Here is a 26929-nt window from a genome sequence, read left to right on the forward strand (position 1 = left end):
CAACGGGAGGGGTCATTGCGTTGCAATGGATTGGGTGTGAACGCTATGCTGGCCGCTCGGACGCCTACACAAGGGGAGATCGCGGTGCCGGGAGGCAGGCTCACTCAGCAGGAACGTCAGCAGATCGCGCTGGGGCTGGCCGACGATCTCGCCTACGCCGAGATCGCCCGGCGTCTGGACCGCCCCACCTCCACGATCACCCGCGAGGTCATGCGCAACGGCGGCCCCGCCGCCTACCGCCCCGACCTCGCCCACCGCGCCACCGAGAACCGGGCCCGGCGGCGACGGCCGAGCACCCCCAAGGCGCCCGTACGGACCGACGGACGCGACGCCCGGGCCGTACGCGACTACGAGGAGGCGTTCGCCACCGTCTTCATGCAGGCGGGCCTGCCCCGCATGACGTCCCGGGTCCTCGCCGCCCTCTACGCCACCGACGCCGGCAGCCTCACCGCCGGCGAACTCAGCGAGCGGCTCCAGGTCAGCCCCGGCTCCGTCTCCAAGGCGGTCGCCTTCCTGGAGAGCCAGAGCCTCATCCGGCGCGAACGCGACGACCGGCGCCGCGAGCGCTACCTCGTCGACGACGAACTCTGGTACCAGTCGATGATCGCCAGCGCCAGGGCCAATGACCGGATGGTCGAGATCGCCCGCGAGGGCGTCGCCGTCCTCGGTCCGGGCACCCCGGCCGCCGCCCGCCTGGAGAACGTCGCCCGCTTCATGGACTTCGTCACCGAGGAAATCGTCCGGGCCGCCGAGCAGGCCCGCGCGATCCTGCTCTCCCCGCCGAAGGGCGCGGGCGGGGAGCCGCAGCCGGAAGCGCAGGCGGGTACGGAGGCGGGTGGCGCCGGCGGGGCGTGACGCCGCCCGCGCGCGACGCCCCCTCGGCCGGTGGCCGAGGGGGCGTCGGGTGACAGGGCGTCAGGGCGTCAGGCGCGGCAGTGGAGCATCTCCAGGGGCGGGTTCGCGCGGAAGTCGGCCCAGTGGTCGGAGCCGAAGGCGCGCAGGCCCGCGTCGGAGACCGTCACCGGGCTCCAGGTGAGGTCACGGAAGCCGGCGGCGCGCAGGCTCGTCTCGTAGACGTCGCGGCGGGGGCGGTGGGCGACGAAGCTGACCGGGGGGTCGAGCAGGGCGGTGACGCGGATCTGGGGGCCGGTCTCGGCCTGGGCGCCCGTGGGTTCGCAGCGGAAGCCGTACTTCTCGGGGGTCGGGCCGTCGAAACGGTGGTCCGGCGACTGGCCGAGCAGGTAGAGGGAGCCGCCCGGGGCCAGGTTGCGGCGCAGGGTGCGGCCCATGCGCTCGGCGGTGGCGAGGTCCGCCGCGTAGCCGAGGAGCTGGACGGCGAGGACGATGTCGTAGCGGCGGCCGAGGGGGCGCAGGGCGGTGGCGTCGCCGACCTCGTAGCGCACGCCGAGGGGTTCCTCCTCCTCGATGCGGCGGGCGACGGCGACCATCTCGGGGGAGATGTCGATGCCCAGGACGTCGGCGGCGCCACGGCGCCTGAGGGCGCGGCTGTAGAAGCCGGTGCCACAGGCGAGGTCGAGCACGGAGGCGCCGCGCACGTCGCCGATGAGGGCGAGGAGGCTGGGGACGGCCGCGTACCGCTCCAGGGGCAGGGCCTTGAAGCCCTCGTAGGCCTCGCCGATCTCGTCGTACTGCTGGGTGGTCATGGTGGTCCTCCCCGTTGCCGTGTGGTCCGACGGGCAGTCTGGTGCCGGGCGGAGACAGGGCCGTAGTGGCGGAAGCCACGAAGATCAGGGGGCGGTCCCGGCCTCCTGTACAGCGGCCTCGGCGGGGCCGAGGCCGGTTCCCTCGGTGAAGGCGGCGGCAAGGGCGGCGTCGCCGAGGGCCGTCCGGAGGGCGGCGGTGACCCGGTCGACGTCGCCGCGCTCGGCCGGCGGCAGGGGGGCGCCGACGGAGACGCGGGCGGCGTGCGCGGCGCCGAGGAGACGGGCGGCGCGGGTGGGGTCGCCGGCCAGGGCGTGGGCGCCGGCGAGGCCTTCGAGGGCGAGGGCGAGGGCCCTCGGGTCGCCGGTCTCGCGTGCGGCGGCGAGCCCGGCGAGGTGGTGGGCGCGGGCGGTGCCGGCGTCGCCGCGGAGTTCGGCGACGAAGCCGAGTTCGGCGAGGACGAGGGCGCGTCCGGTGGCGAAGTCGACGCGCTCGCTCCACGCGAGGACGCTGCGCAGGTGGGTCTCGGCCTCGGCCAGGTCACCGGCGCGGCGGGCGGTGAGGGCGAGGCCGATCTCCGCGTGGGCGACGCCGGGGCGGTCGGAGTGGTCGGCGGAGAGCCGTGCGGCGCGCTCGTGCAGGGCGCGCGAGCGGGCGTGGTCGCCGCGCAGCAGGGCGATGCGGCCGAGGCCCGAGAGGCGGTGGGAGGCCTCGGTCCACAGGCCGAGTTCCTCCGCGATGCGCAGGCCCTCCTCGTGGAGGCGCAGGGCCGTGTCGTGGTCGCCGGTGGATTCGGCGAGGGAGGCGAGGGGGTGGACGGTCTGGAGCCGGCCCCAGCGGTCGCCGAGCTCGGTGAAGGTGCGGGCGCTGCGTTCGCCGGCGGTGCGCAGCGCGGGCAGGTCGCCGCGGACGAGGGCGTGGGTGGCGCTGACGGCGAGGGCGGCGGCGGTGCCCCAGGGGTCGTCGAGGGCGGTGAAGCCGTCGAGGGCGCGGCGCGTGAGGGTCTCGCTGGTGCGCAGGTCGCCGGTGGGCAGGAGCGCGAAGCCGAGGAGCCACCGGGTGTGGGCGAGGGCGTGGGCATCGTCCAGGGCGGCGGTGAGGTCCAGGGCGGTGGCCAGGCGGGTGGCGCGGTCGTCGCCGTCGCCCTGGAGGAGGGTGACGGCGGTCCACCAGGCGGTGGCCGAGGCGACGAGCGCCGGGGGCGCGCCGGGCGGGGCGGTGGTGAGGGCGGTACGCAGGGTGCGGCGCGCCTCGCGCAGCCGGCCGCGCAGGATCCAGTACCAGGTCAGGGCGTCGGCGAGGCGCAGGAGGGGCGTGGGGTCCCCGGCGCCGGGGCGTTCGGGGTCGGGGGGTTCGGCGGCCTTGCGGAGGTTGGCCGTCTCCTGGTCGAGGCGGGTGAGCCAGGCGCGCTGGTCAGGGCCGCGCAGGTGGGGGCGGGCGCGTTCGGCCAGGGCCGTGTAGTGGGCGCGGTGACGACGGGTCAGGGCGGTGTGTTCGCCCGCCTCGTGGAGACGTTCGTGGCAGTAGGCGGCGACGGATTCGAGGAGCCGGTAGCGGACGCCGCCGGGGGTGTCGGCGGCGACGACGAGGGACCGGTCGACCAGGCGGGCGAGGAGGTCGAGGACGTCCTCCCGCTTGACGCCGTCGCCGGCGCAGACGGTCTCGGCGGCGTCCAGGGTGCAGCCGTCGGCGTGGACGGCGAGGCGGCGCAGGACGATCTGCTCGGAGGCGGTGAGGAGTTCCCAGCTCCAGTCGATCATGGCGCGCAGGGTCTGCTGGCGGGCGGGGGCGGTGCGCGGGCCCGCGGTGAGCAGGCGGAAGCGGTCGTCGAGCCGGTCCAGGAGCCCCTGGGGGCCGAGGACCTTCAGGCGGGTGGCGGCGAGTTCGAGGGCGAGCGGGATGCCGTCGAGGCGGCGGCAGATGGCGGCGACGGCCGCGGCGTTGTCGGCGGTGAGCGCGAAGTCCTGGACGGCGGCGGTGGCGCGGGCGACGAAGAGGCGGACCGCGCCCGAGCGCAGGAGGGCGTCCGGCGCGGGCCCCTCGGCGGGGGGCACGGGCGGCGGCAGGTCGAGGGGCGGGACGGCCCGGACCTGCTCGCCGGGGACGCCGAGGGGTTCCTGGCTGGTGGCGAGGAGGCGTACGGCGGGGGCGGTGCGCAGGAGGTGGGCGGCGAGGTGGGCGACGGGGGCGGTGAGGTGCTCGCAGTTGTCGAGGACGAGCAGGAGGGTGCGGTCGCGGAGGGTCTCGGTGAGGCAGTGCAGCGGGGTGGGGCCGGTGAGGGTGTCGTCGCGGATGCCGAGCGCGGTGGTGAGCGCCTCGGCGAGGGCGGCGACGGGGTCGGCGGCGGGGATGGTGGTGTCGGGGGCCGTGTCGAGGGCGGCGAGTTCGACGAGCCAGGTGCCGTCGGGGAAGGCGGGGGCGGCGCGGGTCGCGGCTTCGAGGGCGAGGCGGGTCTTGCCGACGCCGCCGGGGCCGGTGAGCGTCACCAGGCGGTGGGCGGTGAGCGCGGTGAGCAGGTCGGCGAGGGCGGCGGCGCGGCCGATCAGCTCGGTGTGCTGGGCCGGGAGGTTGGTGCGGGGGCGGCCGGGCGGGAGCGTGTCGGGGGCGGGGCGCTCGTGCGGGGCGGGGGCGGGCGGCGCACCGGTGCCTTCGGCGGCCCCGCCCGCCGGGTCGGTGCGGGTGCCCGTCGCCGCGCGGGCCGGGGGCGCACCGGCGTCCGCCACGGGCCCGTACGAGGAGAGGGCCGGGGCCGAAACGTGGGAGGCGGGGGGCGGGGCCGGGGCCGTACCGGCTGCTCCCGGGGCCGGGGTCGTACCGGCGGCTTCGTGGGGCGGGGGTGCGTGGGGGTCCGGGGCGTCGCGGAGGATGGCCTCGTGGAGGGCCGTGAGGGCGGGGCCCGGGTCGAGGCCGAGTTCCTCGGCGAGCCGGTCGCGCAGGTCCCCGTACGAGCGCAGGGCCTCGTGGCGGCGGCCCGTGCCGTACAGGGCGCGCAGGTGGGCGGCGCGGAGGCGTTCGCGCAGGGGGTGGCGGGCGACGGGCTCGGCGAGTTCGGCGGCGAGGGCCTCGTGCTCGCCGAGCGCGAGGCGGGTCTCGGCGAGGTCCTCCAGGGCGGCGAGCCGTTCCTCCTCGAGGGCGTCGGCGGCGGCGCGCAGGGCGGGGTGGTCGGGGAGGCCGGCGTAGGCGGGGCCGCGCCACAGGGCGAGCGCGCCGGTGAGGAGGGCCGCCCGCTCGCCGGGGGCGGGCGCGGTCCTGGCGCGGGCGGCCAGGGCGCGGAAACGGGTGGCGTCGAGCTGGTCGGGGTCGACGTCCAGGACGTAGCCGCCGGGTCGTAACGCCAGGCGGCCGCGGCCCCCGGGGGCGGCGGTGCCGAGGATGTGGCGGAGCCGGGAGATCTTGTTCTGGAGGGCGTTGGCGGGGTTGCGGGGCGGTTCGGTGCCCCACAGGTCGTCGATGAGCCGGTGCGCGGGCACGGGGCGGCCGGCGTGGACGAGGAGATGGGCGAGGAGGGTGCGGACCTTGGTCTCCGTCACCGGGACGGGGGTCCCCTCGGCCGTCCGTACGGTGAGTGAGCCGAGAACCCCGAAACGCATGATGATCAGGATAGCTGTCGGGGCGTGTCAGCGCGGCGACAGCGGACGACAGCGGGGCGACAGGGCGGGGGCGCACGCTCGGGGACACCGGCCGGAGCACAGGGTCCGGCACGGGTTGTCCACGAAGGAAGCGGGTTGTTCGTCATGGGGAAGTACGCGGGCAAGAAGGCCGTCGTCACCGGTGGTACGCACGGCATCGGGCTGGCCGTGGTCCGGGGGCTGCTCGACGGCGGCGCCGAGGTGCTGCTGACCGGGCGGAACGAGAAGAACATCGAGGCCGTGCGCACCGAGCTCGCGGGCCTGCCGGCGCACGTGGTGCGCTCCGACGCGGGCAGCATGGCCGACATCAGGGCGCTGGGCGGGATCGTCGAGGAGAAGCTCGGCCGGATCGACTTCCTGTTCGTGAACGTCGGTTACGCGGAGCTGGGCATGCTGGAGGAGGTGACGGAGGAGGCGTTCGACAAGTCCTTCGACATCAACACCAAGGGCGCCTTCTTCACGACGCAGGCGCTGGCGCCGCTGGTGAACGACGGGGGTTCGATCGTCTTCACGACGGCCGTGCTCGTCGGGCACGGATACCCGGGCACCAGTGTGGCGACGGGCATGAAGGCGGCGGTGGGCGGTTTCGCGAAGGTGTTCGCGGCCGAGCTGCTGTCGCGGAAGATCCGGGTGAACTCGGTCAGCCCCGGCTTCACCCTGACGCCGACGATGGGCTACGCGAACATGACGGAGGAGGAGAAGGCGGCGAACGAGAAGGAAGGCGCGCAGCTGACCCCCCTGGGCCGGCACGCGGAGCCGGAGGAGATCGCCGCGGCGGTGCTGTACCTGGCCTTCGACGCGACGTTCAGCACCGGCACCGTGCTGCACGCGGACGGCGGCATGGGTCAGGGCATCCCCCCGCTGTTCGAGTAGGCGGCCCGGCCCGCCGGGGCCGTGGGGGTGCCGGCGGCGGCCCGGAGCTCGTCCAGGAGCGTGGCCTGGACGAGCGTGACCGGGTCGGGCGGGGTGCCGTTCCGTACGGCGGCGGTGAAGGCGGCGACGGTGTTCGCCACCTGGTCCTCGGCGGGGACGCGCAGGGCGCGTCCCCGCTCGGGCGTTTCCAGGTGGATGACGGGTTCGTGGTCGGCGGGCGGGGTGAAGGCGCGGTCGACGGTGAGGCGGCCGTGGCTGCCGTGGAGTTCGTAGCGGTTGAGGTAGGCGTGGTCGAGGCCGAAGGCGAGGTGGGCGGTGACGCCTTCGGGGGTGGTGAGCAGGGCGGAGCCGGAGGTTTCCACCGGGGCGGCCGTGGGGTCGCCGTCGTGGGGGTGGGTGAGGGCGGCTCCGACGGTGCGCAGGCCGGTGCCGAGGTGGTGGAGGGCGGCCCGCAGGGGGTAGACGCCGGTGTCGGCGAGGGCGCCGCCGCCGAGGTCGGCGCGCAGGCGGATGTCGCCGGGGTCGCGGCGGGGGACGCAGAAGGCGGCGTGGAAGGAGCGGAGTTCGCCGATGGCGCCGTCGGCGACGAGGTCGCGGACGGCTCGGTGGAGGCCGTGGTGGACGAACATCACGTTCTCCATGAGGACGCGTCCACGGTCCCGGGCGAGGTCGGTGAGCCGGGCGGTGGTGGCGGCGTCGGTGCTGAGCGGCTTCTCGGCGAGGACGTGCTTGCCCGCGGTGAGCGCGGCCTCGGTCCACGGGGCGTGGAGGGCGGCCGGGAGCGGGATGTAGACGGCGTCGACGGTGTCGTCGTCGAGGAGGGCGCGGTAGCCGTGGACGGCGCGGCAGCCGTAGGGGGCGGCGGCCTGCCGGGCCTTCGCCGGGTCGCGGCTGGCGACGGCGGCGAGGGCGGCGGTGGGCGCGGCGGCGAGGGCGGGCAGCATGCGGCGCAGGGCGATGTCGGCGCAGCCGAGGACGCCGACGCGGAGGGGCGGGGTCACAGCTGTACGGCTCCGGTGGTGAGGACGGCGAGCAGGGTGCGGGCCTGGACGTTGAGGTAGTGGCTGTGCCGGAGCAGGTCGGTGAGCTGGGCGGGGGTGGCCCAGCGGTAGCCGGGCGGGAGGTCCTCGGGGAGGCCGGCGCGGTCGGCGTCGACGAGGAGGTAGCGGCTCTCGGCGTTGAGGAACCGGCCGCCTTCCTCGGCGTGGACGGCCTCGTAGAGGACGGCGGAGGCGGGGGCGGCGCGGACGGCGTCGAGGAAGGGGGGCCGGTCCTCGCCGGTGAGGTGGGCGAAGTTCTCGGGGGTGTACTGGACGGTGGGGCCGAGTTCGACGGTGTCGAGGAAGCCGGCTTCGACGCGGGCGTGGACGAGGAGGTGGGGGACGCCGGCGAAGGAGCGGACGGCGAAGGCGGTGACGCCGCGGCCGACGGGTTCGAAGAGGGGCTGGGTCCAGCCGGTGACCTCGCGGTTGCCGGCTTCGACGGAGACGGCGGTGACGCGGAAGTAGCGGTCGTGGACGTGGCGGACGGTGTGGTCGTCGCGGATCCAGTCGGTGACGCGGGCGAGCGGGATGCGGCGGGTGTGGAGGTCGTGGCGGGAGCGTTCGCCGGTGATCCAGGACCGCAGGTCGGTGTCGGTGTGCAGGGCGTGGGGCGCGCCGTGGCCGGCGGGGACGCAGGCGAGGACGGTGCGGGCGTCCATGTTGACGGTGTTGGGGCGCAGCAGGAGGCGTCCGATCTGGCCGAGGGTGAGCCAGCAGAAGTCGTCGTCGGCGGGTACGTCGCCGGTGGTCTCGACGAGGACGTTGCGGTTGGCCTTGTGGTGGAACCAGGAGCCGTGTTCGGACTGGAGGGTGTCGGCGAGGACGTGTCCGCGGCGCGGGCCGGTGAAGTGTTCGAGGTACTTCACGTCGGCGCCGCGGTGGACCTTGGTGTAGTTGCTGCGGGTGGCCTGGACGGTGGGCGAGAGCTGGAGCAGGTTGGGGTTGCCGGGCTCCATCTTGGCCTGCATGAGGAAGTGGAGGACGCCGTCGAATTCCTTGGCGAGGATGCCGAGGATGCCGACTTCGGGCTGGTTGATGACGGGCTGCTGCCAGTGCCGGGCGGTGGGGCCCTGGCCGACGGTGACGTCGAGTCCCTCGACGGTGAAGAAGCGTCCGCTGCGGTGGCCGAGGTTGCCGGTGGCGGGGTCGAAGGACCAGCCGTCGAGGGCGGCGAAGGGGATCCGGTCGACGCGGAAGTGGTGGGCGCGGCGGCGGGCGTCGAGCCAGTCGTCGAAGGCGTCGGTGCGTAGCTGGTGGCCGGTGTCGGTGACGGCGGCGGAGCGGGCGAGGCGGTCGGCGAGCCGGTCGTCGTGGCGGGGGCGCAGGGCGGCGGCGGTGGTCACGTGTGGTCCTCCACGAAGGCGCGGATGGAGGCGATGACGTAGTCGAGCATCTCGTCGGTGAGGCCGGGATAGACGCCGACCCAGAAGGTGTGCTCGGTGACGATGTCGCTGTTGGTGAGGGTGCCGGAGACGCGGTGGGGCCGGTCGAGGTAGGCGGGGTGGCGGGTGAGGTTGCCGGCGAAGAGGCGCCGGGTGCCTATCTTGCGGGATTCGAGGAAGTCGACGAGGGCCGCGCGGGTGAAGGGGGCGTCGGGGTCGACGGTGAGGACGAAGCCGAACCAGCTGGGGTCGCTGCCGGGGGTGGCCTCGGGCAGCAGGAGGTGGGGGACGCCGTCGAGGCCGTCGCGCAGGCGGCGCCAGTTGCGCTTGCGGGCCTCGACGAAGGAGTCGAGCTTGGTGAGCTGGCTCAGTCCGAGGGCGGCCTGGAGGTCGGTGGCCTTCAGGTTGTAGCCGACGTGGCTGAAGATGTACTTGTGGTCGTACCCGGCGGGCAGGGTGCCCATCTGGTAGTCGAACCGCTTGAGGCAGGTGTTGTTCTTGCCCGGTTCGCACCAGCAGTCCCGGCCCCAGTCGCGGAGGGATTCGACGATCCGCGCGTACTGGAGGTTGGAGGTCAGGACGATGCCGCCTTCCCCCATGGTGAGGTGGTGGGCCGGGTAGAAGCTGACGGTGCTGAAGTGGCCGAAGGTGCCGGTGAGCCTGCCCTGGTAGGTGGAGCCGACGGCGTCGCAGTTGTCCTCGACGAGGAAGAGGCCGTGGTCCTCGGCGAGGCGGGCGATCTCGGCGGCCTCGAAGGGGTTGCCGAGGGCGTGGGCGATCATGATGGCCCGGGTGCGGGGGCCGATGGCCTGGGCGACGCGTTCGGCGGTGGTGTTGTACGTGCCGAGTTCGATGTCCACGAAGACGGGGACGAGCCCGTTCTGGACGATCGGGTTGACGGTGGTGGGGAAGCCGGCGGCGACGGTGATCACCTCGTCGCCGGGGCGCAGTCGCCGGTCCTCCAGGAGGTGGGAGGTGAGGGCGGACAGGGCGAGGAGGTTGGCGGAGGAGCCGGAGTTGGTGAGGTGGGCCTTGCGGACGCCGATGCGGCGGGCGAAGGCCGACTCGAACTTCCGGGAGCTGGGGCCGGCGGCGATGCGCAGGTCGAGGGCGGCTTCGACGAGGGCGGCGCGGTCGTCGGCGTCGAGGACGGCGCCGGAGGGCCAGATCTCGGTGACGCCGGGGACGAAGCCGCCGGCGGTCGCGGTGTGCTCGCTGTCCTGGTGGTACTTGCGCGTCTCGTCCAGGACGAGTGCCTTGTGGTCGCTCATGCGGGGTTTCCCTCTCCGTGGTCGTGGCCTCGGGCCTCTTCGTGGCGGTGCTTGGACGCCTTCCACCAGGCGGTGTTGTCGCGGTACCAGGCGACGGTGTCGGCCAGGCCCTGGTCGAACGGGACGAGGGGGGCGTATCCCAGTTCCTCGCGGATCTTCGTCTCGTCCAGGGAGTAGCGCAGGTCGTGGCCCTTGCGGTCGGCGACGTGGCGGACCGCGGAGCGGTCGGCGCCGCAGAGGTGCAGCAGCCGTTCGGTGACGGCGAGGTTGGTCTGCTCGTTGCCGCCGCCGACGTTGTAGATCTCGCCGGGGCGGCCGCGGGTGAGGACGAGCTGGATGGCGCGGCAGTGGTCGTCGACGTGGAGCCATTCGCGGACGTTGAGGCCGTCGCCGTAGAGGGGGACGGTGCCGCCCTCCAGGAGGTTGGTGACGAAGAGGGGGATGAGTTTCTCGGGGTGCTGGTAGGGCCCGTAGTTGTTGGAGCAGCGGGTGAGGGACAGGTCGAGTCCGTGGGTGCGCCAGTAGGCGCGGGCGATGAGGTCCGAGGAGGCCTTGGTCGCCGCGTACGGGGAGTTGGGCAGCAGCGGGTGGTCCTCGGTCCAGGAGCCTTCGGCGATGGTGCCGTACACCTCGTCGGTGGAGACGTGGACGACGCGGGCGACGCCGGTGGCCACGCAGGCCTCCAGGAGGGTCTGGGTGCCGCCGACGTTGGTGCGGACGAATTCGGCGGCGGCGGCCAGGGAGCGGTCGACGTGGGATTCCGCGGCGAAGTGGACGACGGCGTCGTGGCCGGGGAGGACCTCGCGGAGCAGGGGGAGGTCGCAGACGTCGCCCTCGACCAGGGTGAGGCGGGGGTGGCCGAGGGGGATGTTGTCGCGGTTGCCGGCGTAGGTGAGTTTGTCGAGGACGGTGACGTGGGCGTCCTCGTAGCCGGGGTAGCCGCCGGCCAGCAGGGTGCGGACGTAGTGGGAGCCGATGAAGCCGGCGCCTCCGGTGACCAGGATTCTCATGGGGCGACCTCGACGCGGGTGTGGTCCCCGATGACCAGGCGGTGGCGGGACTCGCCGTGGCCGGTGGGGTGGACGGCGGCCTCGCGCCCGATGAGGGAGGCGCGCAGGCCGGGGACGTGTTCGATGGTGGCACCGTCCATGACGATGGAGTCGGCGAGCCGGGTGCCGCGGACGAGGCAGTCGCGGCCGATGGAGGTGTCGGGGCCGATGTGGCTGTCCTCCACGAGGGTGCCGGCGCCGATGACGGCGGGGCCCTCGACACGGGACCGTACGATCCGGGCGCCCGCTTCGACGACCACGTTGGGGGCGACGTCGCTGAAGGCGTCGACGTCGCCGTCGACGCGCGGGGGCAGGGCGGCGAGGAGGCGCCGGTTGCAGTCGAGGACGTCCTCGGCGCGGCCGGTGTCCTTCCAGTAGCCGCTGTACTCGCCGGCGCGGACGGTGGCGCCCTGGGTGACGAGCCACTGGATGGCGTCGGTGATCTCGAGTTCGCCCCGGGCGCTGGGTTCGATGGCGGCGACGGCCTCGTGGACGGCGGGGGTGAAGAAGTAGACGCCGATGAGGGCGAGGTCGCTGCGCGGTTCGCGGGGTTTCTCGACGAGGCTGAGGACGGTGCCGTCGCCGGCGAGTTCGGCGACGCCGAAGGCCTGCGGGTCGGGGACCTTGTGGACGACGACGTGGGCGGCGGGCCGGTGCTCGCGGAAGGCGGCGGCGATGTCGGTGACGCCTTCGGGGAGCATGTTGTCGCCGAGGTACATCACGAAGTCGTCCTCGCCGAGGAAGGAGCGGGCGAGGAGGACGCAGTGGGCGAGACCGCGGGGCTTGTCCTGGCGCAGGTAGGTGATGCGGACGCCGAAGCGGGAGCCGTCGCCGAGGGCGGCGCGGATGGCGGGTTCGGTGTCGCCGACGATGACGCCGGTCTCGGTGACGCCCAGGTCGCGGATGTTCTCCAGGACGTGTTCGAGGACGGGCTTGTTGGCGACGGGGATGAGCTGTTTCGGCATGGAGTAGCTGAAGGGGCGCAGGCGGGTGCCTGTGCCGCCCGCCAGCACGAGCGCTTTCACGTCGGAGTTCTCCTCACAGCTGTGGTGTGGGTGCGCCGCCGGGGGGCACGTCGTCCCAGGAGGCGAGCAGGCCGGCGAGGCGTGCGGCCTCGACGCCCGGCGCGCGGGTGTCCTTCGCGGACATGAGGGGTGGCTCGGTGAATCCCCAGGGCAGGGCGAGGTCCGGGTCCAGGGGGTTGATGTCGACCTGGGTGCCGGGCACGTGCTCGCTGGAGAGGACGTAGCAGACGCAGGCGTCGTCGGTGAGGGTGAGGAAGCCGTGGCCGACGCCCTCGGGGACGTACACGGACCGCCCGGAGGCGGCGTCGAGCAGGGTCGTGTGGTGGCGGCCGAAGGCCGGGGAGCCCACGCGCAGGTCGACGACGATGTCGCGGACGGCGCCGCGGACGCAGGTGACGAACTTGGCCTGGCCGGGTGGGACGGTGACGCCGTGGATGCCGCGCAGGGTGTTGCGGCGCGAGGTGGAGTAGTTGATCTGGCGGGGCGTGAAGGGCCGGCCGGTGAGCCGTTCCAGGGCGGGGACGCGCAGGGCCTCGTGGAAGGAGCCGCGTTCGTCGGTCAGCAGGCCGGGGGTGAGGACGTACGCTCCGGGGACGGCGGTTTCCGCTGTGTGCACGGGGGGCCTTCCGGTCAGGTCCGGTGCTCGACGGCCTTGCGCAGTTCACCGGCGACGGTGCGGACGTCGGCGTCGTCGAGCCCTTGGTGGAGCGGGAGCAGGAGGGTGGTGTCGGCGGCCCGGTCGGTGCCGGGGAGGTCGGCGCCGGCGTCGGCGCCGTAGGCGGGCACCTTGTGGAGCGGCGGGTAGCGCAGGGTGGTGTAGACGCCGCGTTCGAGGAGGTCGGCGGCGACGGCGTCGCGGACGCGGGCGCTCTCCAGCTGGACCCAGTAGAAGTAGTACGAGCTGGTGTGGCCGTCGGGCAGGGGCGGCGGGGTGGTGATGCCGTCGGCGCCGGCGAGGAGCCGGTCGTAGGTCTCGGTGATCGCGCGCCGGCGGGCGGTGAATTCGGGCAGCCGGCGGAGCTGGACGCTGCCGATGGCGGCGGTGACGTCGTTGCCGATGACGCGGCGGCCGAAGGCGCGGACGTTCAGGTCCCACCAGCGGGCGGAGACCTTGGCGGCGGCGAAGCCGCTGGACTGTTCGAGGCCGTGGTAGGCGAGGGTGCGGGCGGTGCGGGCGAGTTCCGGGTCGCGTACGTAGAGCATGCCGCCGTCGCCGGTGACGAGGACCTTCATGGAGTCGAAGCTCCACATGGCGAGGTCGCCGAAGGTGCCGGCCCGTTTGCCGCGGACGTCGGAGGCGACGGCGCAGGCGGCGTCCTCGACGAGGTGGATGCCGCGGTCGCGGCAGAGGGTGGCGATGCGTTCGATGTCGCCGGGGTGGCCGCCGTAGTGGAGGACGACGACGGCCTTGGTGCGGGGGGTGAGGGCGCGTTCGACGTCCTCGGCGGTCGGGTTGAGGGTGCGGGCGTCGACGTCGCAGAAGACGGGCCGGGCGCCGGTGGCGGCGACCGCGTTGCCGGCGGCGACGAAGCTCATGGACGGCAGGACGACGTCGTCGCCGGGGCCGAGGCCGAGGAGTTCGGTGGAGAGGAACAGGCCGGCGGTGGCGGAGTTGATGAACAGGACGTGCCGCGGGTCGACGCCGAGGTGGGCGGCGAACTCGGCCTCGAACTTCTGGGTGCGGGGGCCGTGGCCGAGCCAGTTGTCGGCGAAGACCTCGGCGACGGCGGCGAGCTCCTCCTCGCCGAGACTGGGCTGGAAGACGTTGATCATCTACTGCTCCGTTCCGCGGGCGGCGTGGCGGGCGGTGAGGCGTTCCAGGACGGGGACGAGGTCGTGGGGGCTCGGGGTGGCCAGCAGGTCGTCGTGGATGCCGGCCGCGCCGGCCCGGAAGGAGTCCTCGCCCAGGACGCGGCGGATCCGCTCGCGCATCTCGCCGGTGGACTGGGTGTGGCGGTCGAGGGAGAGGCCCGCGCCGCGCCGCCGGACGTAGGCGGAGGTGGGCGGGGCGTCCATGTGGCGTTCGCGGAAGGTGGAGTGCGTGCCGTGGTCGTCCACGACGACGAACTCGCTCTCCTCGTCGTTGACGAGCTGCGGGACGCCGAAGGCGGCGGCCGCCGCGAAGGTGCCGATGCCGCCGTGGTGGATGATCGCGGAGGTCGTCGGCAGGAGCTGGTTGAGCGGGACGTAGTCGACGGTGCGGACGTTGCCGGGCAGCGGGGGCAGTCCGTCGAGCTGGTCGGCGTCGAGGGTGGCGACGACGTCGGCGTCGAGGCCGGAGACGGCGTCCAGGAGGGCTTCGACCCGGTCGGCGCCGTCCTTGAAGAACTTCCGTACCGACACCCCGAGGGAGAGGGCGACCCGGGGCCGCTCGGGCGGGGTGCGCAGCCAGTCGGGGAGCGGGCCGGTGCCGGTGAAGGGCACCCAGCGCAGGGGGACGGTGCGGACGCGGGTGGGCAGCCGCATCGGCGCGGGTATCGGGTCGACGGTCCACTGCCCGTACAGGAGTTCGTCGTCGACGTCGACGCCGTACCGCTCGGCGACCGGGCGGACCGCCTCGACGAGCGGGTTCTCGCCGGGCGCGGCGCCCCGGGCGGCGAGGGTCTCACCGGCCCAGGCGAAGTAGTCCAGGCCCCACAGCAGGCGGGCGTGGGCGGCCCCGGAGACGCGGGCGGCGACGGCGGCGGACGGCCAGCAGGGGTCCCAGACGATCAGGTGGGGCCGCCAGGAGCGGGCGTGGGCGACGAGCTCGTCGACGGCCGGCATCGGGTCGGAGGGGGAGGCGTCGGCGGGGTGGAAGTCCCGCAGGCACGGAATCATGAAGCGGCGGAAGGCGCCCCACGCGTACCGGCCGTCCGCGTCCAGGCCGAGCCGTTCGGTGAGCCGGTCGAGCCGCTGCTCGGCCTCGGCGGAGAGCGGCCGGTTGGCCGCGCGGGGCGGTGGGACGGCCGCCGGGTCGCCCAGCGGGACGGCGGTGAGCCCCACGGAGGTGATGACGGGGGCCATGGCGGGGTGGGCGGCGATCCGCACGTCGTGCCCGGCGCTCTGCAGCGCCCAGGCGAGCGGAACGATCGGGTAGAGGTGGGCGGTCGCGGGCCAGACGGTGAAGAGGACTCGCAAGAGAGTGACTCCATCGGTCGTGTCCTCAACCGCGCCGTCACTGCACACAGCGCATCCCCGTGGGGCGCGGTTGGAATTTTCTTGACCGTAGCTGGAAACTTCTCACCGTCGTCTCATCGCCGGGTAACCCGTCCTTCCCGTTCACCTCTCCCACCTGCGCCGTTTCCGGTCATGCGAAAGGGCCGGGGCGGGGGTTCCGCTCCGGCCCTTCCTCGTGCGGGGTGTTACGCGGCCGTCAGGACCGACCGGCGGGAGGCGATCTCCAGGGCGAGACCGGCGGCGTGTTCGCCGGATTCGACGGCGCCCTCGACGAAGCCGGACCAGCCGGCGGCGATGTCGCTGCCGGCGAATACCAGCCGCCCGTACGGCTGCTGGAGGGTGCGCAGCTGGCGGGTGAGTTGCAGGGGCCGCATGAACGACCAGCCGCCGCGGGCGTACGGGTCGGCGCCCCAGTCCTGGGAGACCAGGGCCTCCACGACGGCGTCGGGCGAGAAGCGGCGCAGGGCGGCCTGGACCTGGGGGAGGCTGGTGTGGTCCAGGGCCGGGTCGACGCTGAAGCCGATCATCAGCATGGAGCCGTCGGCGAGGACGGTGTGCGGGACGACGCCGATGAGGGGGCTGCCGGTCTCGGTGCCCTGGGCGAGGAACCGGCCGGCGCCGCCGCGGACCTTCATCCAGATCTTCTTGGCGTGGGGGACGGCGATGCCGGCGGCGGACGCGGCGGCGAACTCGCGGGGCAGACCCGCCGGGAAGGCGATCGTGTTCCACACGTTGGCGGGGACGGCGACGACGACCGAGGCGGCGGTGAACCGTTCGCCGCGGCGGGTGTCGACGAGGACGCGGCTGCCGGTGTCGGTGACGGCGGCCACCGGGCTGTTGAGCCGGAGGGTGACGGGCTGGTCCCGCAGCATGGCGGTGGCGAGCCCGGTCATGCCGCTGACGGGACGGTAGGCGTTGAGGCCGTTGTACGTGCCGAGGTCCCAGCCGGACAGGGCGTACTGGCGGACCAGGGCGGTGTAGGCGCCGCGGGTGTTGGTGCCGCCGGCGGTGGCGGTGTGGCCGGCCAGCCAGGCGTCGTCCTGAGGGGAGAGCCGCAGCTGGTCGAGCCGGTCGCGCAGGGTCAGCCGGTCGGGTTCGGCGAGCAGGTCGGCCCGCAGGAGCGGGTCGTGGGGCTGGGGGAAGTACGGCTCCGCTCCGGCGAAGAAGTCCGTGAGCAGTTCCCCGAGCCGGGTGCCCGCCTCGTCGGGCGAGAAGGCGGCGTAGCCGCTGCCGGACGGCAGGACGAGGCTGTCCGGCGGGGTGTCGTCGGCGACGAGGGATATGCCGTGGCTCTGTATCTCGCGCCAGACGCGGGTGTGCACCGGGTGCACCCAGGCGCCGCCCATCTCGACCTGCTCACCGGCGAAGGTGCCGGTCCAGGTGCGGCCGCCGATGCGGGAGCGGGCCTCCAGGAGGAGGGTGCGCCTGCCCTGGGCCCGGGCGGCGCGGGCGGCGGCGATCCCGGCGAAGCCGGCGCCGATGACGATCACGTCGTACGGGTCGGTGGGCCGGGACTCCTCGGCGTGGGTCGGGAAGGCGGCGGCCGCGCCGAACGCGGTGGCGGCGGTGGCGGTCAGGGTCGCGAGGCCGGCCGCCTTGAGGACGGTGCGGCGGGGGGTGGGCGCGGGGGCCGTGCCGGTCACGGCCGCGGCGGGGGTGTGCTGGGACGCCAAAGTGCTCTCCCTGGGTCGGCTGGAAAGGGGCGGGCCCAGGCCGGTCCGGTCGGACCGGGGAAGGAGGGGCGCTTCTCGCGACGGTGGCCGGATCCGGCCGGGCCCGCGGAGGCGGCACCACCTCACCACACGATCCGGCCACGGGACCAAGCCCTCGCTCACCGGCCGCTCATCGGCGGGTCATCAGCGGAGTGAAGCGGGCGTGACGGGGGCTTGAGGGGGACGTGGGACCGGGACGGTCCTGGTACGGGGACCCCGGGCCGGGGCTCCGCGCGGGGCGGGGCGTCGGGGCCGGGGCGGGTGCCGCGCGGGCGGTGGGGGCGGGGGCCGGGACGGTGGGGACCGGCCTCGGCCGCTCGTCCCACCGGGTCACCGCCCCCCGTGAGCGGCGCGCTCACGGGGGTGCGGGGGTCACACGCCTTCGAGGAGGGCCGGGTCGTGGGCGTCGAAGGTGCGGCCGGTGGCGAGTTCCTTGGTGTAGAGCTCCTCGCCGAGGGCTTCCCGTACGGCGGCGGAGATGCGGTCGACGTCGCCGCTCTCCGTACGGGGCAGGGGCCGGCCGACGGATTCGCGGGCGGCGGCGGCGGCGCCGAGGAGACGGGCGGCGTGGGTGTGGTGGCCCGTCAGGGCGCAGGTGCCAGCGAGGCCTTCGAGGGCGAGGGCGAGGGCACGGGGGTCCCCGGTCTCGCGGGCGGCGGCGTGGCCGGCGAGGTGGTGGGCGCGGGCGGTGCCGGCGTCGCCGCGCTGTTCGGCGATGAAGCCGAGCTCGGCCATGACCAGGGCGGTGCCGAGGTCTCCGTAGACGGCGCGGAGCCAGTCGAGCCATTTGGTGAGGTGGGCCTCGGCGTCGTCCAGGCGGCCCTCGCGGCGGGCGACGAGGGCGAGACCGGTCTCGGCGAACTGCTCGCCGCGCTTGTGGGCCTGTTCGGCGGCGAGGCGCAGGCCGTGCTCGTGGAAGCGGCGGGCCTCGGCGTGGTCGCCGGTGAGCAGCGCGATGCGGCCGAGGCCGGACCATTTGTAGGAGGCGTCGGTCCACAGGCCGAGCTCCTCGGCCATGCGCAGCCCGTCGCGGTGCATGCGGGTGGCCTCGTCGTAGTCCTCGTGGATCTCGGCGAGCTGGGCGAGCAGGTCTCCTGCTCGCAACTGGCCCCAGCGGTCCCCGAGTTCGCGGAAGAGGCCGAGGCTGACGCCGGCGTCGCGGGAGGCGGCGGGGAAGTCGCCGCGGATGAGGGCGTGCCCGGCGCGGAGGGTGAGGGCGGCGGCGCGGCCCCACGGGTCGCCGAGTTCCTCGAAGGCGGCGAGCGCGGTGGTGGCCCGGTCCTGGTTGGAGGCGAGGTCGCCGGAGCCGTACAGGGTGAAGGAGAGCAGCCACAGGGCGTGGGCCCGGTCGCAGGGGTCGGTGATGTGGTCGATGAGGGGGAAGGCGGCGGCGGCCCGGGCGGGGCCCTCGGCGTCGCCGGAGTGCAGGGCGAGGGCCGCGCGGCGGACGGTGGCGTCGGCGTGGTGGGCGCGGCAGACGGCGGTGTCGTCCGCGGGCACGGAGAGGGCCTGGTCGAAGGAGCGCAGGGCCTCGCCGAGCCGGCCGCGCAGGAACCAGTACCAGGACTGGGCGATGACCAGGCGCAGGGCGTCGTCGGCGGCGCCGGTGCGGACGCAGGTCTCCAGGGCGGCGCGGAGGTTGCCGGCCTCGGTGTCGAGGCGTTCGAGCCAGGTGCGCTGGTCGCGGCCGCGCAGGTGCGGGGCGGCGGTCTCGGCGAGCGCCAGGTGGTGGCGGGCGTGCCGGCGGCGTACCTCCGTGGTCTCGCCGGCGTCGTCGAGGCGTTCCAGGCCGTAGGCGGCGACGGATTCGAGGAGCCGGTAGCGCACGCCCGCCGGGGTGTCGGCGGCGACGACGAGGGACCGGTCGACCAGGCGGGCGAGGAGGTCGAGGACCTCGGCGGCGGGGAGGGCGTCGTCGGCGCAGACCGCTTCGGCGGCGTCCAGGGTGCAGCCGTCGGCGTGGACGGCGAGGCGGCGCAGGACGGTCTGTTCGGCGGGGGTGAGGAGGTCCCAGCTCCAGTCGATGACCGCGCGGAGGGTGCGCTGGCGTGCCGGGGCGTCACGGCGGCCGGCGGCGAGCACGCGGAAGCGGTCGTCGAGGCGGGCGGCGAGTTCGCGGGCGCCGAGGGTACGGACGCGGGTGGCGGCCAGTTCGAGGGCGAGCGGGATGCCGTCGAGGCGGCGGCAGACGGCGGCGACGGCCTCGGCGTTGTCGGCGGTGAGCGCGAAGCCGGGGTCGGCGGCCTGGGCGCGGGCGACGAACAGCTGGACGGCCTCGGCGCGGCCGAGGTGGTCGGGGCCGGTGGCGGCGGCGTCGGGCAGGGCGAGCGGGCCGACGGGGCGGAGGATCTCGCCGGTGATGCCGAGGGGTTCCTGGCTGGTGGCGAGAACCCGCAGGTGGGGGGCGCGGGCGAGGAGGGTGCCGGTGAGTTCGGCGACGGCGTCCACCACGTGCTCGCAGTTGTCGAGGAGCAGCAGGGCGCGTTTGGCGTGGAGGGCGGTGGCGAGCCGTTCGGCCGGGGTGTCGGGGCGGTCGTCGGCGCCGTCCGGGGTCGTGTCGTCGCGCATGCCGAGGGCGGCGGCGACGACGTGGGCGGTGGCGGACACGTCGCCGGAGGTGTCGGGGCGGGCGGCCGGGCCGGTGAGTTCGACGAGCCACGCGCCGTCGGGGAAGGCGTCGGCGGCCTGGGCGGCCGCTTCGAGGGCGAGGCGGGTCTTGCCGACGCCGCCGGGCCCGGTGAGGGTGACGAGTCGGCCGCGGGGGCCGGTGGTGTCGGTGAGGAGCGTCCGCAGGGCCGTCAGGTCGTCGGCGCGGCCGACCAGTTCGGTGAGGGGGACGGGCAGGTTGCCGCGCTGCCGCGGGGCGCCGGCCGCGGGGCCGGCGGTGACGGCCCCGGCCGGGGCGGTGGCGGGGGCGTCGAGGGACGGGTCCTGCTGGAGGATCGCCTGGTGGAGGGCGGTGAGTTCGGCGCCCGGGTCGAGGCCGAGCTCGTCGCGCAGCCGGGCGCGGAGGCGGGCGTAGCCGTCGAGGGCGTCGTTCTGACGGCCGGCGCGGTAGAGGGCGCGCAGGTGGATGGCGTGGAGGCGTTCGCGCAACGGGTGGGCGGCGACCAGGCCGGCGAGTTCGTCGGCGAGCAGGTGGTGTTCGCCGAGGGCCAGGCGCGCGGCGGCCTGCTCCTCCAGTGCGGAGACGCGCTGTTCCTCCAGGTGCTGCACGGCCCGGCGGGCGAAGGCCTCGTTCTCGAACTCGGTGTAGGCGGGGCCGCGCCACAGGGCGAGGGCGTCGGTGAGCAGCGCGACCTTGGTGGGGAGGTCGCCGGTGGCGCGGGCCTGGGCCGTCAGGTCGGCGAAGCGGCCGGCGTCGATGGTGTCGGGGGTGACGTCCAGGAGGTAGCCGGGGGCGCGGGAGACGACGAGGGCCCGTCCGCCGGGCTCGGCCTCCTCCAGGGTGCGGCGCAGTTGCCAGACCTTGGTCTGGAGGGCTGCCGCGGGTTTACCGGGAAGATCCTCGCCCCACATGTCGTCGAGGAGCCGGTCCGTGGAGACGGGCCGGCCGGCGTGTATGAGGAGGTCGGCGAGGAGGGCGCGGACCTTGGGTTCCCCCAGGGGGACCGGTCTGCCGTCCGTGGTCCACACCTCGAGAAGACCCAGTACCCGGAAGCGCATGGCCGCACAGTAGCCCAGCCGCGGGGCGGCGGGGGGCCGGTGGACGGGCGGGGCCGTGAGGACGCCGTGAGCGGCGGTACGGGACGGGGCGCGGCGGCCGTACGGGGCGGGGGGCGGGGCCGTACCGGCGCGTGGGCGCCGGGACACCCCCTGGTCGTACGGGAGCGGGGGTGGTACGGGGCGGGCGCGGGTGCCGGGAGGGGCGGCAGCACCGGGACGGAACGCGGAAACACCGGGCCGGAACGGCCGTGAGAGCCCGTGAGCGCGCGAGGTGACGTTCGGGAGCCGGGCGTGAGGGTGCCGAGAGAAGCAGGGGCCAGGGTGTTCGTAAAGCCGCCGTAAGGAAACGGGCGGCGGCCAGGCACGCAGCGACTCCTGAACGCCCGAGACCCCCGCAAAGGTTCCGGACCGCCGGAGACCCAGAGATCAGGAATCGAGGAATCGAGGACCCCATGTCTCGCGAATCCCGTAACAACCGAACGAGCCAGGCCACGGACGTCGGGTCGCAGGGCCTGGCGGACCGTACCGGCTCGGCCCCCGACCCGCGCCGCTGGCTGGCGCTCACCCTGCTGGTCGCCTCGTTCTTCATGGTGATCGTCGACTCGCAGATCGTCATGCTCGCGCTGCCTGCCATCGAGTCGGAGCTCGGCTTCGCGGCCGGCGGCATCCAGTGGGTGATGAGCGCCTACCTGCTGAGCTTCGGCGGTCTGCTGATGTTCGGCGGACGCACCGCCGACCTGCTCGGCGGACGCAGGATGTTCCTCTTCGGCACGGCCCTGTTCGGCATCGCCTCGGTGCTGTGCGGTCTGGCGTGGACCGACGAGGTCCTCATCACCGCCCGTGTCATCCAGGGTGTGGCCGCCGCCGTCATGACGCCGACCGCCATGGCCGTCCTCATGCACACCTTCGCCGAGGGCCCGGAGCGCAACAAGGCGCTGGGCATCTGGACCGGCATCGGCGCCTTCGGCGCCACCGCCGCCCTCCTCATCGGTGGCCCGATCACCGACGGCCTGGGCTGGGAGTGGATCTTCTACATCAACGTCCCGGTCGTCGCCGCGGTCCTGATCTTCGGCCCGCGTCTGCTGAAGGAGACCCCGGTCCGTGCCGGCCGCCGCCGGTTCGACCCGGCCGGCGCCATCACCATCACCGCCGCCATCGCGCTCCTGGTGTACGCGGTCTCCGAGGCCCCGATCGTCGGCTGGGGCAGCGGGCAGACCGTCTGGATGCTGATCGCCGCCGCCGTGCTGCTGGTCGTCTTCACCGTCATCGAGAGCAAGTCGCAGGCCCCGCTGATCCCGCTGCGGATCTTCCGCTCCCCCACGGTCGTCGGCGGCAACATCCTGATGATCATCGTCGCCATGGCGGTCTACGGCGGTGCGCTCATCACCTCGCTCTACGCCCAGCAGGTGCTCGGCTACAGCGCCGTCAAGTTCGGTCTGAGCACCGCGATCTACGCCCTGATGTCCATCATCGGCGCGAACGTCAGCGCCCGGCTCGTCGCGAAGGTCGGCTACAAGCCGATCGCCATCGTCGGTATGACCCTGCTCTCCGTCGGTCTGCTCCTGCTCACGCAGATCGACCCGAACGGCGGCTACTGGAGCGACCTGTTCTTCGGCCTGGTCATCTTCGGCTCCGGTATCGGCTCCACCAACGTGGCCGCGTCGATCGCCTCGCTGACGGGTGCCAAGCCGGAGGAGTCCGGCCTGGTCTCCGGCATCAACAACGCGGTCTTCCAGATCGGTGCCGCGCTCGGCATCGCCATCGCCTCCTCGGTGGCCTTCGCCTACACCACCGGCACGGACGCCGCCGGCCTCAACGACGGCTTCCAGGCCGGGTTCCTGGCCACCGCCGTCTTCGCGATGGTCGGCCTGGTCACCGCGCTGCTCCTGCTGCTGAGCCGCAAGCCGGCCCAGCCGCCGGTCGCCGCCGGTGACGGCGCCTCCACCGAGGCGCAGAAGGTCCACGTGCCCGCCGGTCACTGACGCCGCGCCCGATCCGTATCCGTACCCGCACCGCCGCACAGGGGTAGCCCGAGCTCCATCCGGGCTACCCCTGCGCCGTTCCCGGCCCGTCCGCTCCCCCCGTCAGGAGGACCGCATGTCGTCGGTCGTACGCCTCCCCGCCCTGCGCAGCCCGGCCCGGAGCCGGGCCAGAGCCGAGAGCCGGGACAGAGCCGAGGGGCGGACCCGCTGGTGGGCCCTGCTCGTCGTGCTCGCCGCGGTGTTCATGACGACGCTCGACTTCTTCATCGTCAACGCGGTGGCGCCGGCGACCCGGCGCGACCTGGACGCCGGACGGACCGCCCTGCAGGCGGTGCTCGTCGGGTACGGCCTCGCGTACGCCATCGGCCTCATCACCGCCGGACGGCTCGGCGACCTGTACGGGCCGCGGCGGGTGTTCGTGGTGGGGCTCGCGCTGTTCACGGGCGCGTCGGCGGCGTGCGGGCTGGCGACGGGGCCGGGGTTCCTCGTGGCGGCGCGGATCGCGCAGGGGCTCGCCGCCGCGCTGATGGCACCTCAGGTCCTCGCGCTGATCGGCCGCATGTTCCCCGGGGCCGACCGGGCGCGGGCCTTCGCCTGGTACGGGGCGACCGTGGGCGTCGCCGGGACCGGCGGGCAGGCCGTCGGCGGGCTGCTGCTGGCGGCGGACCTGGGCGGGCTGGGGTGGCGCGCCTGTTTCCTCATCAACGTGCCGCTGGGGGTGCTCGCGCTGGCGATGGTGCGGCTGCTGCCGGCGGACGGCAAGGGTGCCGGTACGGGTGCCGGGGCGCGGCCGGGGCTCGACCCGCTCGGGGCGGTGCTGTCCGCGACCGGGCTCGTGGCACTGGTGCTGCCGCTGGTCGTCGGCCGCGAGTCGGGGTGGCCGGCCTGGACGTGGCTGAGCCTCGGCCTGTCCCTGCCGCTGCTGGCGGGGTTCGCCGCGCACCAGCGGCGCCGGATCGCGGCGGGGCGCAGCCCGCTGCTGGACCCGGTGGTCTTCCGGGACCCCGGTTTCACCCGGGGCGTGGTCTGCGTGGCCCTGCTGTTCGGGGGGTCGGCGGGGCTGACGTTCGTGCTGTCCCTCTTCCTCCAGGAGGGCCGGGGCATGTCACCGGTGACGGCGGGCGTGGTCGGCGTCGCGCTCAACGCCTCCTTCTTCGCGGCGTCCATGCAGACGGGCCGGCTCACCGGCCGCCTCGGCAACCGGATCGCCGTCCTCGGCGGCACGGTCCTCGCGGCGGGCTTCGCGCTGATCGGCTGGTCCGCCTCCTCCGTCGGCGCCACCGGGCTGCCCGTCGGGCTGGTCGGCGGACTCGCCGTGACCGGCGCCGGCATGGGGCTGCTCATGGCCCCGCTGACGGCGGCCGCGCTGGCGGGCGTCCGGGCACGCCTGACCGGCATGGCCGCCGGTGTCCTCGGCACGGCGCAGGAGACGGCGGGCGTCCTCGGCATCGCGCTCACCGGGCTCGTCTTCTTCCACCGCCTCTCCCCCGGCGGCGCCGGAGCCCCGGGCGCCGGCGCGCCGGGCTGGCTGGACGCGTTCCGCACGGTGATGGGCGTCCTGGCCGTCGCCGCCCTCGCGATAGCCGCGATCACCGCCGCCGCGACCCGCCGCCGCCCCGCCCGGGACGTGGCCACGGGGGCCGCTCCCCCGCCCGTACCGGCGGCCGCAGGCGCGGTCACCGGCTCCCTCGCGGCCGGCCCGCCGGGCAGCGGGCCACGCCCCCGGACGGCTCATCCGGCCGGGGCGGGCGGCCCGGCAGGCTCCGCGTCCCCGCGTGCGGGGGGTGGGTGGGTCAGACGACGCCCTGGGCGAGCATCGCGTCGGCGACGCGCTCGAATCCGGCGATATTGGCGCCGACGACGTAGTCTCCGGGGGCCCCGTAGCGTTCCGCGGTCGTACGGACGGTCTCGTGGATATCGCGCATGATGCCGGCGAGGCGCGTCTCGACCTGGTCGAAGGTCCAGGCCTCGCGGGCCGCGTTCTGCCGCATCTCGAGGGCGCTGGTCGCCACGCCGCCCGCGTTGGCCGCCTTGCCCGGGCCGAAGAGGACGCCGGCCTCGCGCAGGACGCGGACGGCCTCGGGGGTGGTGGGCATGTTGGCGCCCTCGGAGACCGCCTTGACGCCGTTGCGGGCCAGGGTCCGCGCGGCGTCGGCGTCCAGCTCGTTCTGCGTGGCCGAGGGCAGGGCGACGTCGGCGGGGACGTCCCAGACGCTGCCGCCCGCCACGTACCGCGCCGAGGCGCCCCGGCGCTCGGCGTAGTCGCTGACCCTGCCGCGCTCGTGCTCCTTGACCTCCTTGAGGAGGGCGAGGTCGATGCCCTTCTCGTCGACGACGTAGCCGCCGGAGTCGGAGGCGGTGAGCACGTGCGCGCCGAGCGCCTGCGCCTTCTCGATCGAGTAGAGGGCGACGTTGCCGGAGCCGGAGACGACGACCTGACGGCCCTCCAGGTCCTCGCCCCGGGTCCGCAGCATCTCCAGGGCGAAGAGGACGTTGCCGTATCCGGTGGCCTCGGCGCGGACCAGGGAGCCGCCCCAGCCGATCCCCTTGCCGGTGAGGACACCGGCCTCCCAGCGGTTGGTGATGCGCCGGTACTGGCCGAAGAGGTAGCCGATCTCGCGGCCGCCGACGCCGATGTCGCCGGCGGGGACGTCGGTGTGCTCGCCGAGGTGGCGGTGCAGCTCGGTCATGAAGGACTGGCAGAAGCGCATGACCTCGGCGTCGGAGCGGCCCCGCGGATCGAAGTCGCTGCCGCCCTTGCCGCCGCCGATGCCCAGGCCGGTGAGCGCGTTCTTGAAGATCTGCTCGAAGCCGAGGAACTTGACGGTGCCGAGGCCGACCGTCGGGTGGAAGCGCAGGCCGCCCTTGTAGGGGCCGAGGGCGCTGTTGAACTCGATGCGGAAGCCGCGGTTGACGTGGACGCGGCCGGCGTCGTCCTGCCACGGCACGCGGAAGATCAGCTGCCGCTCGGGCTCCACGAGCCGCTCCAGGACGCGGGCCTCGAGGAGTTCGGGGCGCGCGGTGAGCACCGGTTCCAGGGATTCCAGGACCTCGCCGAGTGCCTGGTGGAACTCGGGTTCACCGGGGTTGCGCCGCAGGACCTCCGCGTGGAGGGGGCGGAGCAGGGCGGGCATGTCCCGGTGAACGGGCTGGGCGGGGAGCGCGGTCATCTGGTTCTTTCCTGTTCGGTGGGACGGTGCGGGTCCCTGGGCGGTGCGATGTGCCTCCGTACCCCGTGCACCCCCCGGAGAGGGACCTGGTACGGACGGTACAAGGGCCGTGCCGGGCGGCCCCCGCCGGGTCAGCCGGCGATGGCGACGGCCGGGAACGGGGGCAGCGGCGGGAGGTCGCTGCGGTCCCGGGCGGGCCGGCGGCGCGGCGAGAGGGTGAGGTCGGGGCCGGCCGCGTTGAGGATCTCGGTCTGGAGGCGGCGCAGGTCGGGCGAGGGGGCGAGGCCGAGTTCGCTCTTGAGGAGGCGGTAGAGGTTCCCGTACGCCTCCAGGGCCTCGCCGCGGCGGCCGGCCCGGTGCAGGGCGGAGATGAGCTGACCGTGGAACCACTCGTGGAGGGGGTAGTCGTTGACCAGGGTCCGCAGTTCGGGGAGGAGCTCCCGGTAGCGGCCGAAGTGGTTCTCGACCTCGACGTGGAGTTCGAGGGCGCGTATGCGCAGCTCCTCGACCCGGGCGATCCAGCCGGCGAGGGTGGAGCCGACGGCGACGTCGCTCAGCACGGGTCCGCGCCACAGGGCGAGGGCGCGGCCGAGGAAGTCGGCGGCGCGGCCGGGGGTGCCCTCGGCGAACTCCCACTGGGCCCGCTTGATGAAGCTCTCGAAGCTCATGACGTCGACCTCGTCGTCGTTCACCTGGAGCAGGTAGCCCGGCGCCCGGGTGAGCAGCAGGTCACGGCCGGGTGAGGTGACCGCCTCCTCGGTGAACAGGCGGCGGGCCTGCGAGACGTGGGTGTGGACGATCTTCAGGGCGCTCGGCGGGGCGTCGTCGGCCCACAGCTCCTGGACGAGGGAGTCGATGGAGACGGTCTCGCGGGGCTGGAGCGCGAGCAGCGCGAGCATCTGGCGGATTCTCGGCGCGCTGGGAGCGAGCTCTCGGCCGTCGTCGGTGGTGATCTCGAACGGGCCGATGAGATTGAACTGCACTGCACACGCTCCTGTTCAGTCGTCGGCGTCCGCTTCGCACATGCCTCGGCGTGGACTGCACACGGTAGCCACGAACCCCGGGGGCCCATGGTCCTCGGCGGAGAGAGTGTCAATTGGCCCGCGGCCCGCCCACGGCGGCGTGAACCGGCTTGCCTCGTACGCCGGTTGGCCGATTACCGCCGCATGACCGGAAGGTTGAACCCGCCCTCGTAGCCTCCTCGGCAGAGCACGTGGACGTTGTTCGACGTCGACTCGGATCACCTTCCTGATGGAGAGGGCAGCGATGACATCCTCGGCGCTTGCGCCAGATCTTTTCGGTCACG

The 26929-nt window shown here is 74.4% G+C and carries 17 protein-coding genes and 1 pseudogene; 4 read left to right on the forward strand and 14 right to left on the reverse strand.

The genetic code is table 11. The features are described from left to right. The first annotated feature begins 84 nt into the window (after positions 1-84). Positions 85-855, forward strand: coding sequence for a helix-turn-helix domain-containing protein (locus ACFY60_RS28440; protein ID WP_387793182.1), 771 nt, complete (start codon positions 85-87; stop codon positions 853-855). A 68-nt stretch (positions 856-923) separates the two neighbouring features. Here the strand turns inward: ACFY60_RS28440 and ACFY60_RS28445 are convergent, their stop codons facing one another. Both ACFY60_RS28445 and ACFY60_RS28450 read right to left on the reverse strand, forming a co-directional pair. Continuing rightward, positions 924-1664, reverse strand: a complete 741-nt coding sequence (locus tag ACFY60_RS28445; protein ID WP_387793183.1) for a class I SAM-dependent methyltransferase — start codon at positions 1662-1664, stop codon at positions 924-926. Positions 1665-1748: 84 nt separating this feature from the next. Next, complete coding sequence (locus ACFY60_RS28450; RefSeq protein ID WP_387793184.1) at positions 1749-5252, reverse strand: BTAD domain-containing putative transcriptional regulator; 3504 nt, start codon at positions 5250-5252, stop codon at positions 1749-1751. A gap of 144 nt (positions 5253-5396) precedes the next feature. Between ACFY60_RS28450 and ACFY60_RS28455 the strand changes: the two genes are divergently transcribed. Beyond that, on the forward strand, positions 5397-6164 hold the full coding sequence (locus tag ACFY60_RS28455; protein ID WP_387793186.1) for an SDR family oxidoreductase: 768 nt from the start codon (positions 5397-5399) through the stop codon (positions 6162-6164). On the opposite strand, the gene ACFY60_RS28460 is transcribed toward ACFY60_RS28455, so the two are convergent. From ACFY60_RS28460 to ACFY60_RS28505, 10 genes are all read right to left on the reverse strand, one after another. Further along, on the reverse strand, positions 6137-7165 hold the full coding sequence (locus tag ACFY60_RS28460; RefSeq protein WP_387793188.1) for a Gfo/Idh/MocA family protein: 1029 nt from the start codon (positions 7163-7165) through the stop codon (positions 6137-6139). The genes ACFY60_RS28455 and ACFY60_RS28460 overlap by 28 nt on opposite strands. Beyond that, complete coding sequence (locus ACFY60_RS28465) at positions 7162-8550, reverse strand: NDP-hexose 2,3-dehydratase family protein (RefSeq protein WP_387793191.1); 1389 nt, start codon at positions 8548-8550, stop codon at positions 7162-7164. The genes ACFY60_RS28460 and ACFY60_RS28465 overlap by 4 nt, the downstream gene beginning before the upstream one ends. Further along, the gene (gene rfbH, locus ACFY60_RS28470) at positions 8547-9860 is read right to left on the reverse strand and encodes a lipopolysaccharide biosynthesis protein RfbH (protein WP_309052433.1); all 1314 of its coding nucleotides are present in this window, start codon (positions 9858-9860) and stop codon (positions 8547-8549) included. Before rfbH ends, ACFY60_RS28465 begins: the two co-directional genes overlap by 4 nt. Then, on the reverse strand, positions 9857-10870 hold the full coding sequence (rfbB, locus tag ACFY60_RS28475; RefSeq protein WP_387793194.1) for a dTDP-glucose 4,6-dehydratase: 1014 nt from the start codon (positions 10868-10870) through the stop codon (positions 9857-9859). The genes rfbH and rfbB overlap by 4 nt, the downstream gene beginning before the upstream one ends. Beyond that, positions 10867-11934, reverse strand: a complete 1068-nt coding sequence (locus ACFY60_RS28480) for a glucose-1-phosphate thymidylyltransferase (RefSeq protein ID WP_387793196.1) — start codon at positions 11932-11934, stop codon at positions 10867-10869. The genes rfbB and ACFY60_RS28480 overlap by 4 nt, the downstream gene beginning before the upstream one ends. A 13-nt stretch (positions 11935-11947) precedes the next feature. Continuing rightward, complete coding sequence (locus tag ACFY60_RS28485) at positions 11948-12550, reverse strand: dTDP-4-dehydrorhamnose 3,5-epimerase family protein (protein WP_309049573.1); 603 nt, start codon at positions 12548-12550, stop codon at positions 11948-11950. A gap of 14 nt (positions 12551-12564) precedes the next feature. Next, positions 12565-13707 (reverse strand): DegT/DnrJ/EryC1/StrS family aminotransferase, encoded by a 1143-nt coding sequence (locus ACFY60_RS28490; protein WP_387793198.1) that lies wholly within the window; start codon positions 13705-13707, stop codon positions 12565-12567. After that, a complete protein-coding gene (locus ACFY60_RS28495; protein ID WP_387793200.1) occupies positions 13708-15054 on the reverse strand; it encodes a nucleotide disphospho-sugar-binding domain-containing protein in 1347 nt (448 codons plus the stop codon). 224 nt (positions 15055-15278) lie between these two features. Continuing rightward, positions 15279-16766, reverse strand: coding sequence for a flavin monoamine oxidase family protein (locus ACFY60_RS28500; RefSeq protein ID WP_387793202.1), 1488 nt, complete (start codon positions 16764-16766; stop codon positions 15279-15281). A gap of 411 nt (positions 16767-17177) precedes the next feature. Further along, positions 17178-20471 carry a BTAD domain-containing putative transcriptional regulator gene (locus ACFY60_RS28505; RefSeq protein ID WP_388616867.1) on the reverse strand — a complete coding sequence of 1098 codons (3294 nt, stop codon included), beginning with the start codon at positions 20469-20471 and terminating at the stop codon, positions 17178-17180. A gap of 452 nt (positions 20472-20923) precedes the next feature. Here ACFY60_RS28505 and ACFY60_RS28510 point away from each other — a divergent pair, with 452 nt between their 5' ends. Both ACFY60_RS28510 and ACFY60_RS28515 read left to right on the forward strand, forming a co-directional pair. Further along, a complete protein-coding gene (locus tag ACFY60_RS28510; RefSeq protein WP_388616870.1) occupies positions 20924-22453 on the forward strand; it encodes an MFS transporter in 1530 nt (509 codons plus the stop codon). 115 nt (positions 22454-22568) lie between these two features. Beyond that, positions 22569-23888: pseudogene (locus ACFY60_RS28515) on the forward strand (MFS transporter); the annotation flags it as partial. Between the two features lie 358 nt (positions 23889-24246). On the opposite strand, the gene gdhA reads toward ACFY60_RS28515, so the two are convergent. Together gdhA and ACFY60_RS28525 are read right to left on the reverse strand one after the other, a co-directional pair. After that, on the reverse strand, positions 24247-25587 hold the full coding sequence (gene gdhA / locus ACFY60_RS28520) for an NADP-specific glutamate dehydrogenase (protein ID WP_388616921.1): 1341 nt from the start codon (positions 25585-25587) through the stop codon (positions 24247-24249). A 167-nt stretch (positions 25588-25754) separates the two neighbouring features. Next, a complete protein-coding gene (locus ACFY60_RS28525) occupies positions 25755-26606 on the reverse strand; it encodes a BTAD domain-containing putative transcriptional regulator (RefSeq protein ID WP_388616872.1) in 852 nt (283 codons plus the stop codon). Between the last annotated feature and the right edge of the window lie 323 nt (positions 26607-26929).

This window comes from Streptomyces sp. NPDC012827, assembly GCF_042900905.1.
In the GTDB taxonomy this organism is placed as follows: domain Bacteria; phylum Actinomycetota; class Actinomycetes; order Streptomycetales; family Streptomycetaceae; genus Streptomyces; species Streptomyces gulbargensis.

What these genes read in the sequence shown, in the direction of transcription:
- ACFY60_RS28510 (WP_388616870.1), top strand. Translation starts at nt 20,924, where the DNA reads ATGTCTCGCGAATCCCGTAACAACCGAACGAGCCAGGCCACGGACGTC.
- ACFY60_RS28490 (WP_387793198.1), bottom strand. Translation starts at nt 13,707, where the DNA reads ATGATCAACGTCTTCCAGCCCAGTCTCGGCGAGGAGGAGCTCGCCGCC.
- ACFY60_RS28455 (WP_387793186.1), top strand. Translation starts at nt 5,397, where the DNA reads ATGGGGAAGTACGCGGGCAAGAAGGCCGTCGTCACCGGTGGTACGCAC.
- gdhA (WP_388616921.1), bottom strand. Translation starts at nt 25,587, where the DNA reads ATGCCCGCCCTGCTCCGCCCCCTCCACGCGGAGGTCCTGCGGCGCAAC.
- ACFY60_RS28450 (WP_387793184.1), bottom strand. Translation starts at nt 5,252, where the DNA reads ATGCGTTTCGGGGTTCTCGGCTCACTCACCGTACGGACGGCCGAGGGG.
- rfbB (WP_387793194.1), bottom strand. Translation starts at nt 10,870, where the DNA reads ATGAGAATCCTGGTCACCGGAGGCGCCGGCTTCATCGGCTCCCACTAC.
- rfbH (WP_309052433.1), bottom strand. Translation starts at nt 9,860, where the DNA reads ATGAGCGACCACAAGGCACTCGTCCTGGACGAGACGCGCAAGTACCAC.
- ACFY60_RS28505 (WP_388616867.1), bottom strand. Translation starts at nt 20,471, where the DNA reads ATGCGCTTCCGGGTACTGGGTCTTCTCGAGGTGTGGACCACGGACGGC.
- ACFY60_RS28445 (WP_387793183.1), bottom strand. Translation starts at nt 1,664, where the DNA reads ATGACCACCCAGCAGTACGACGAGATCGGCGAGGCCTACGAGGGCTTC.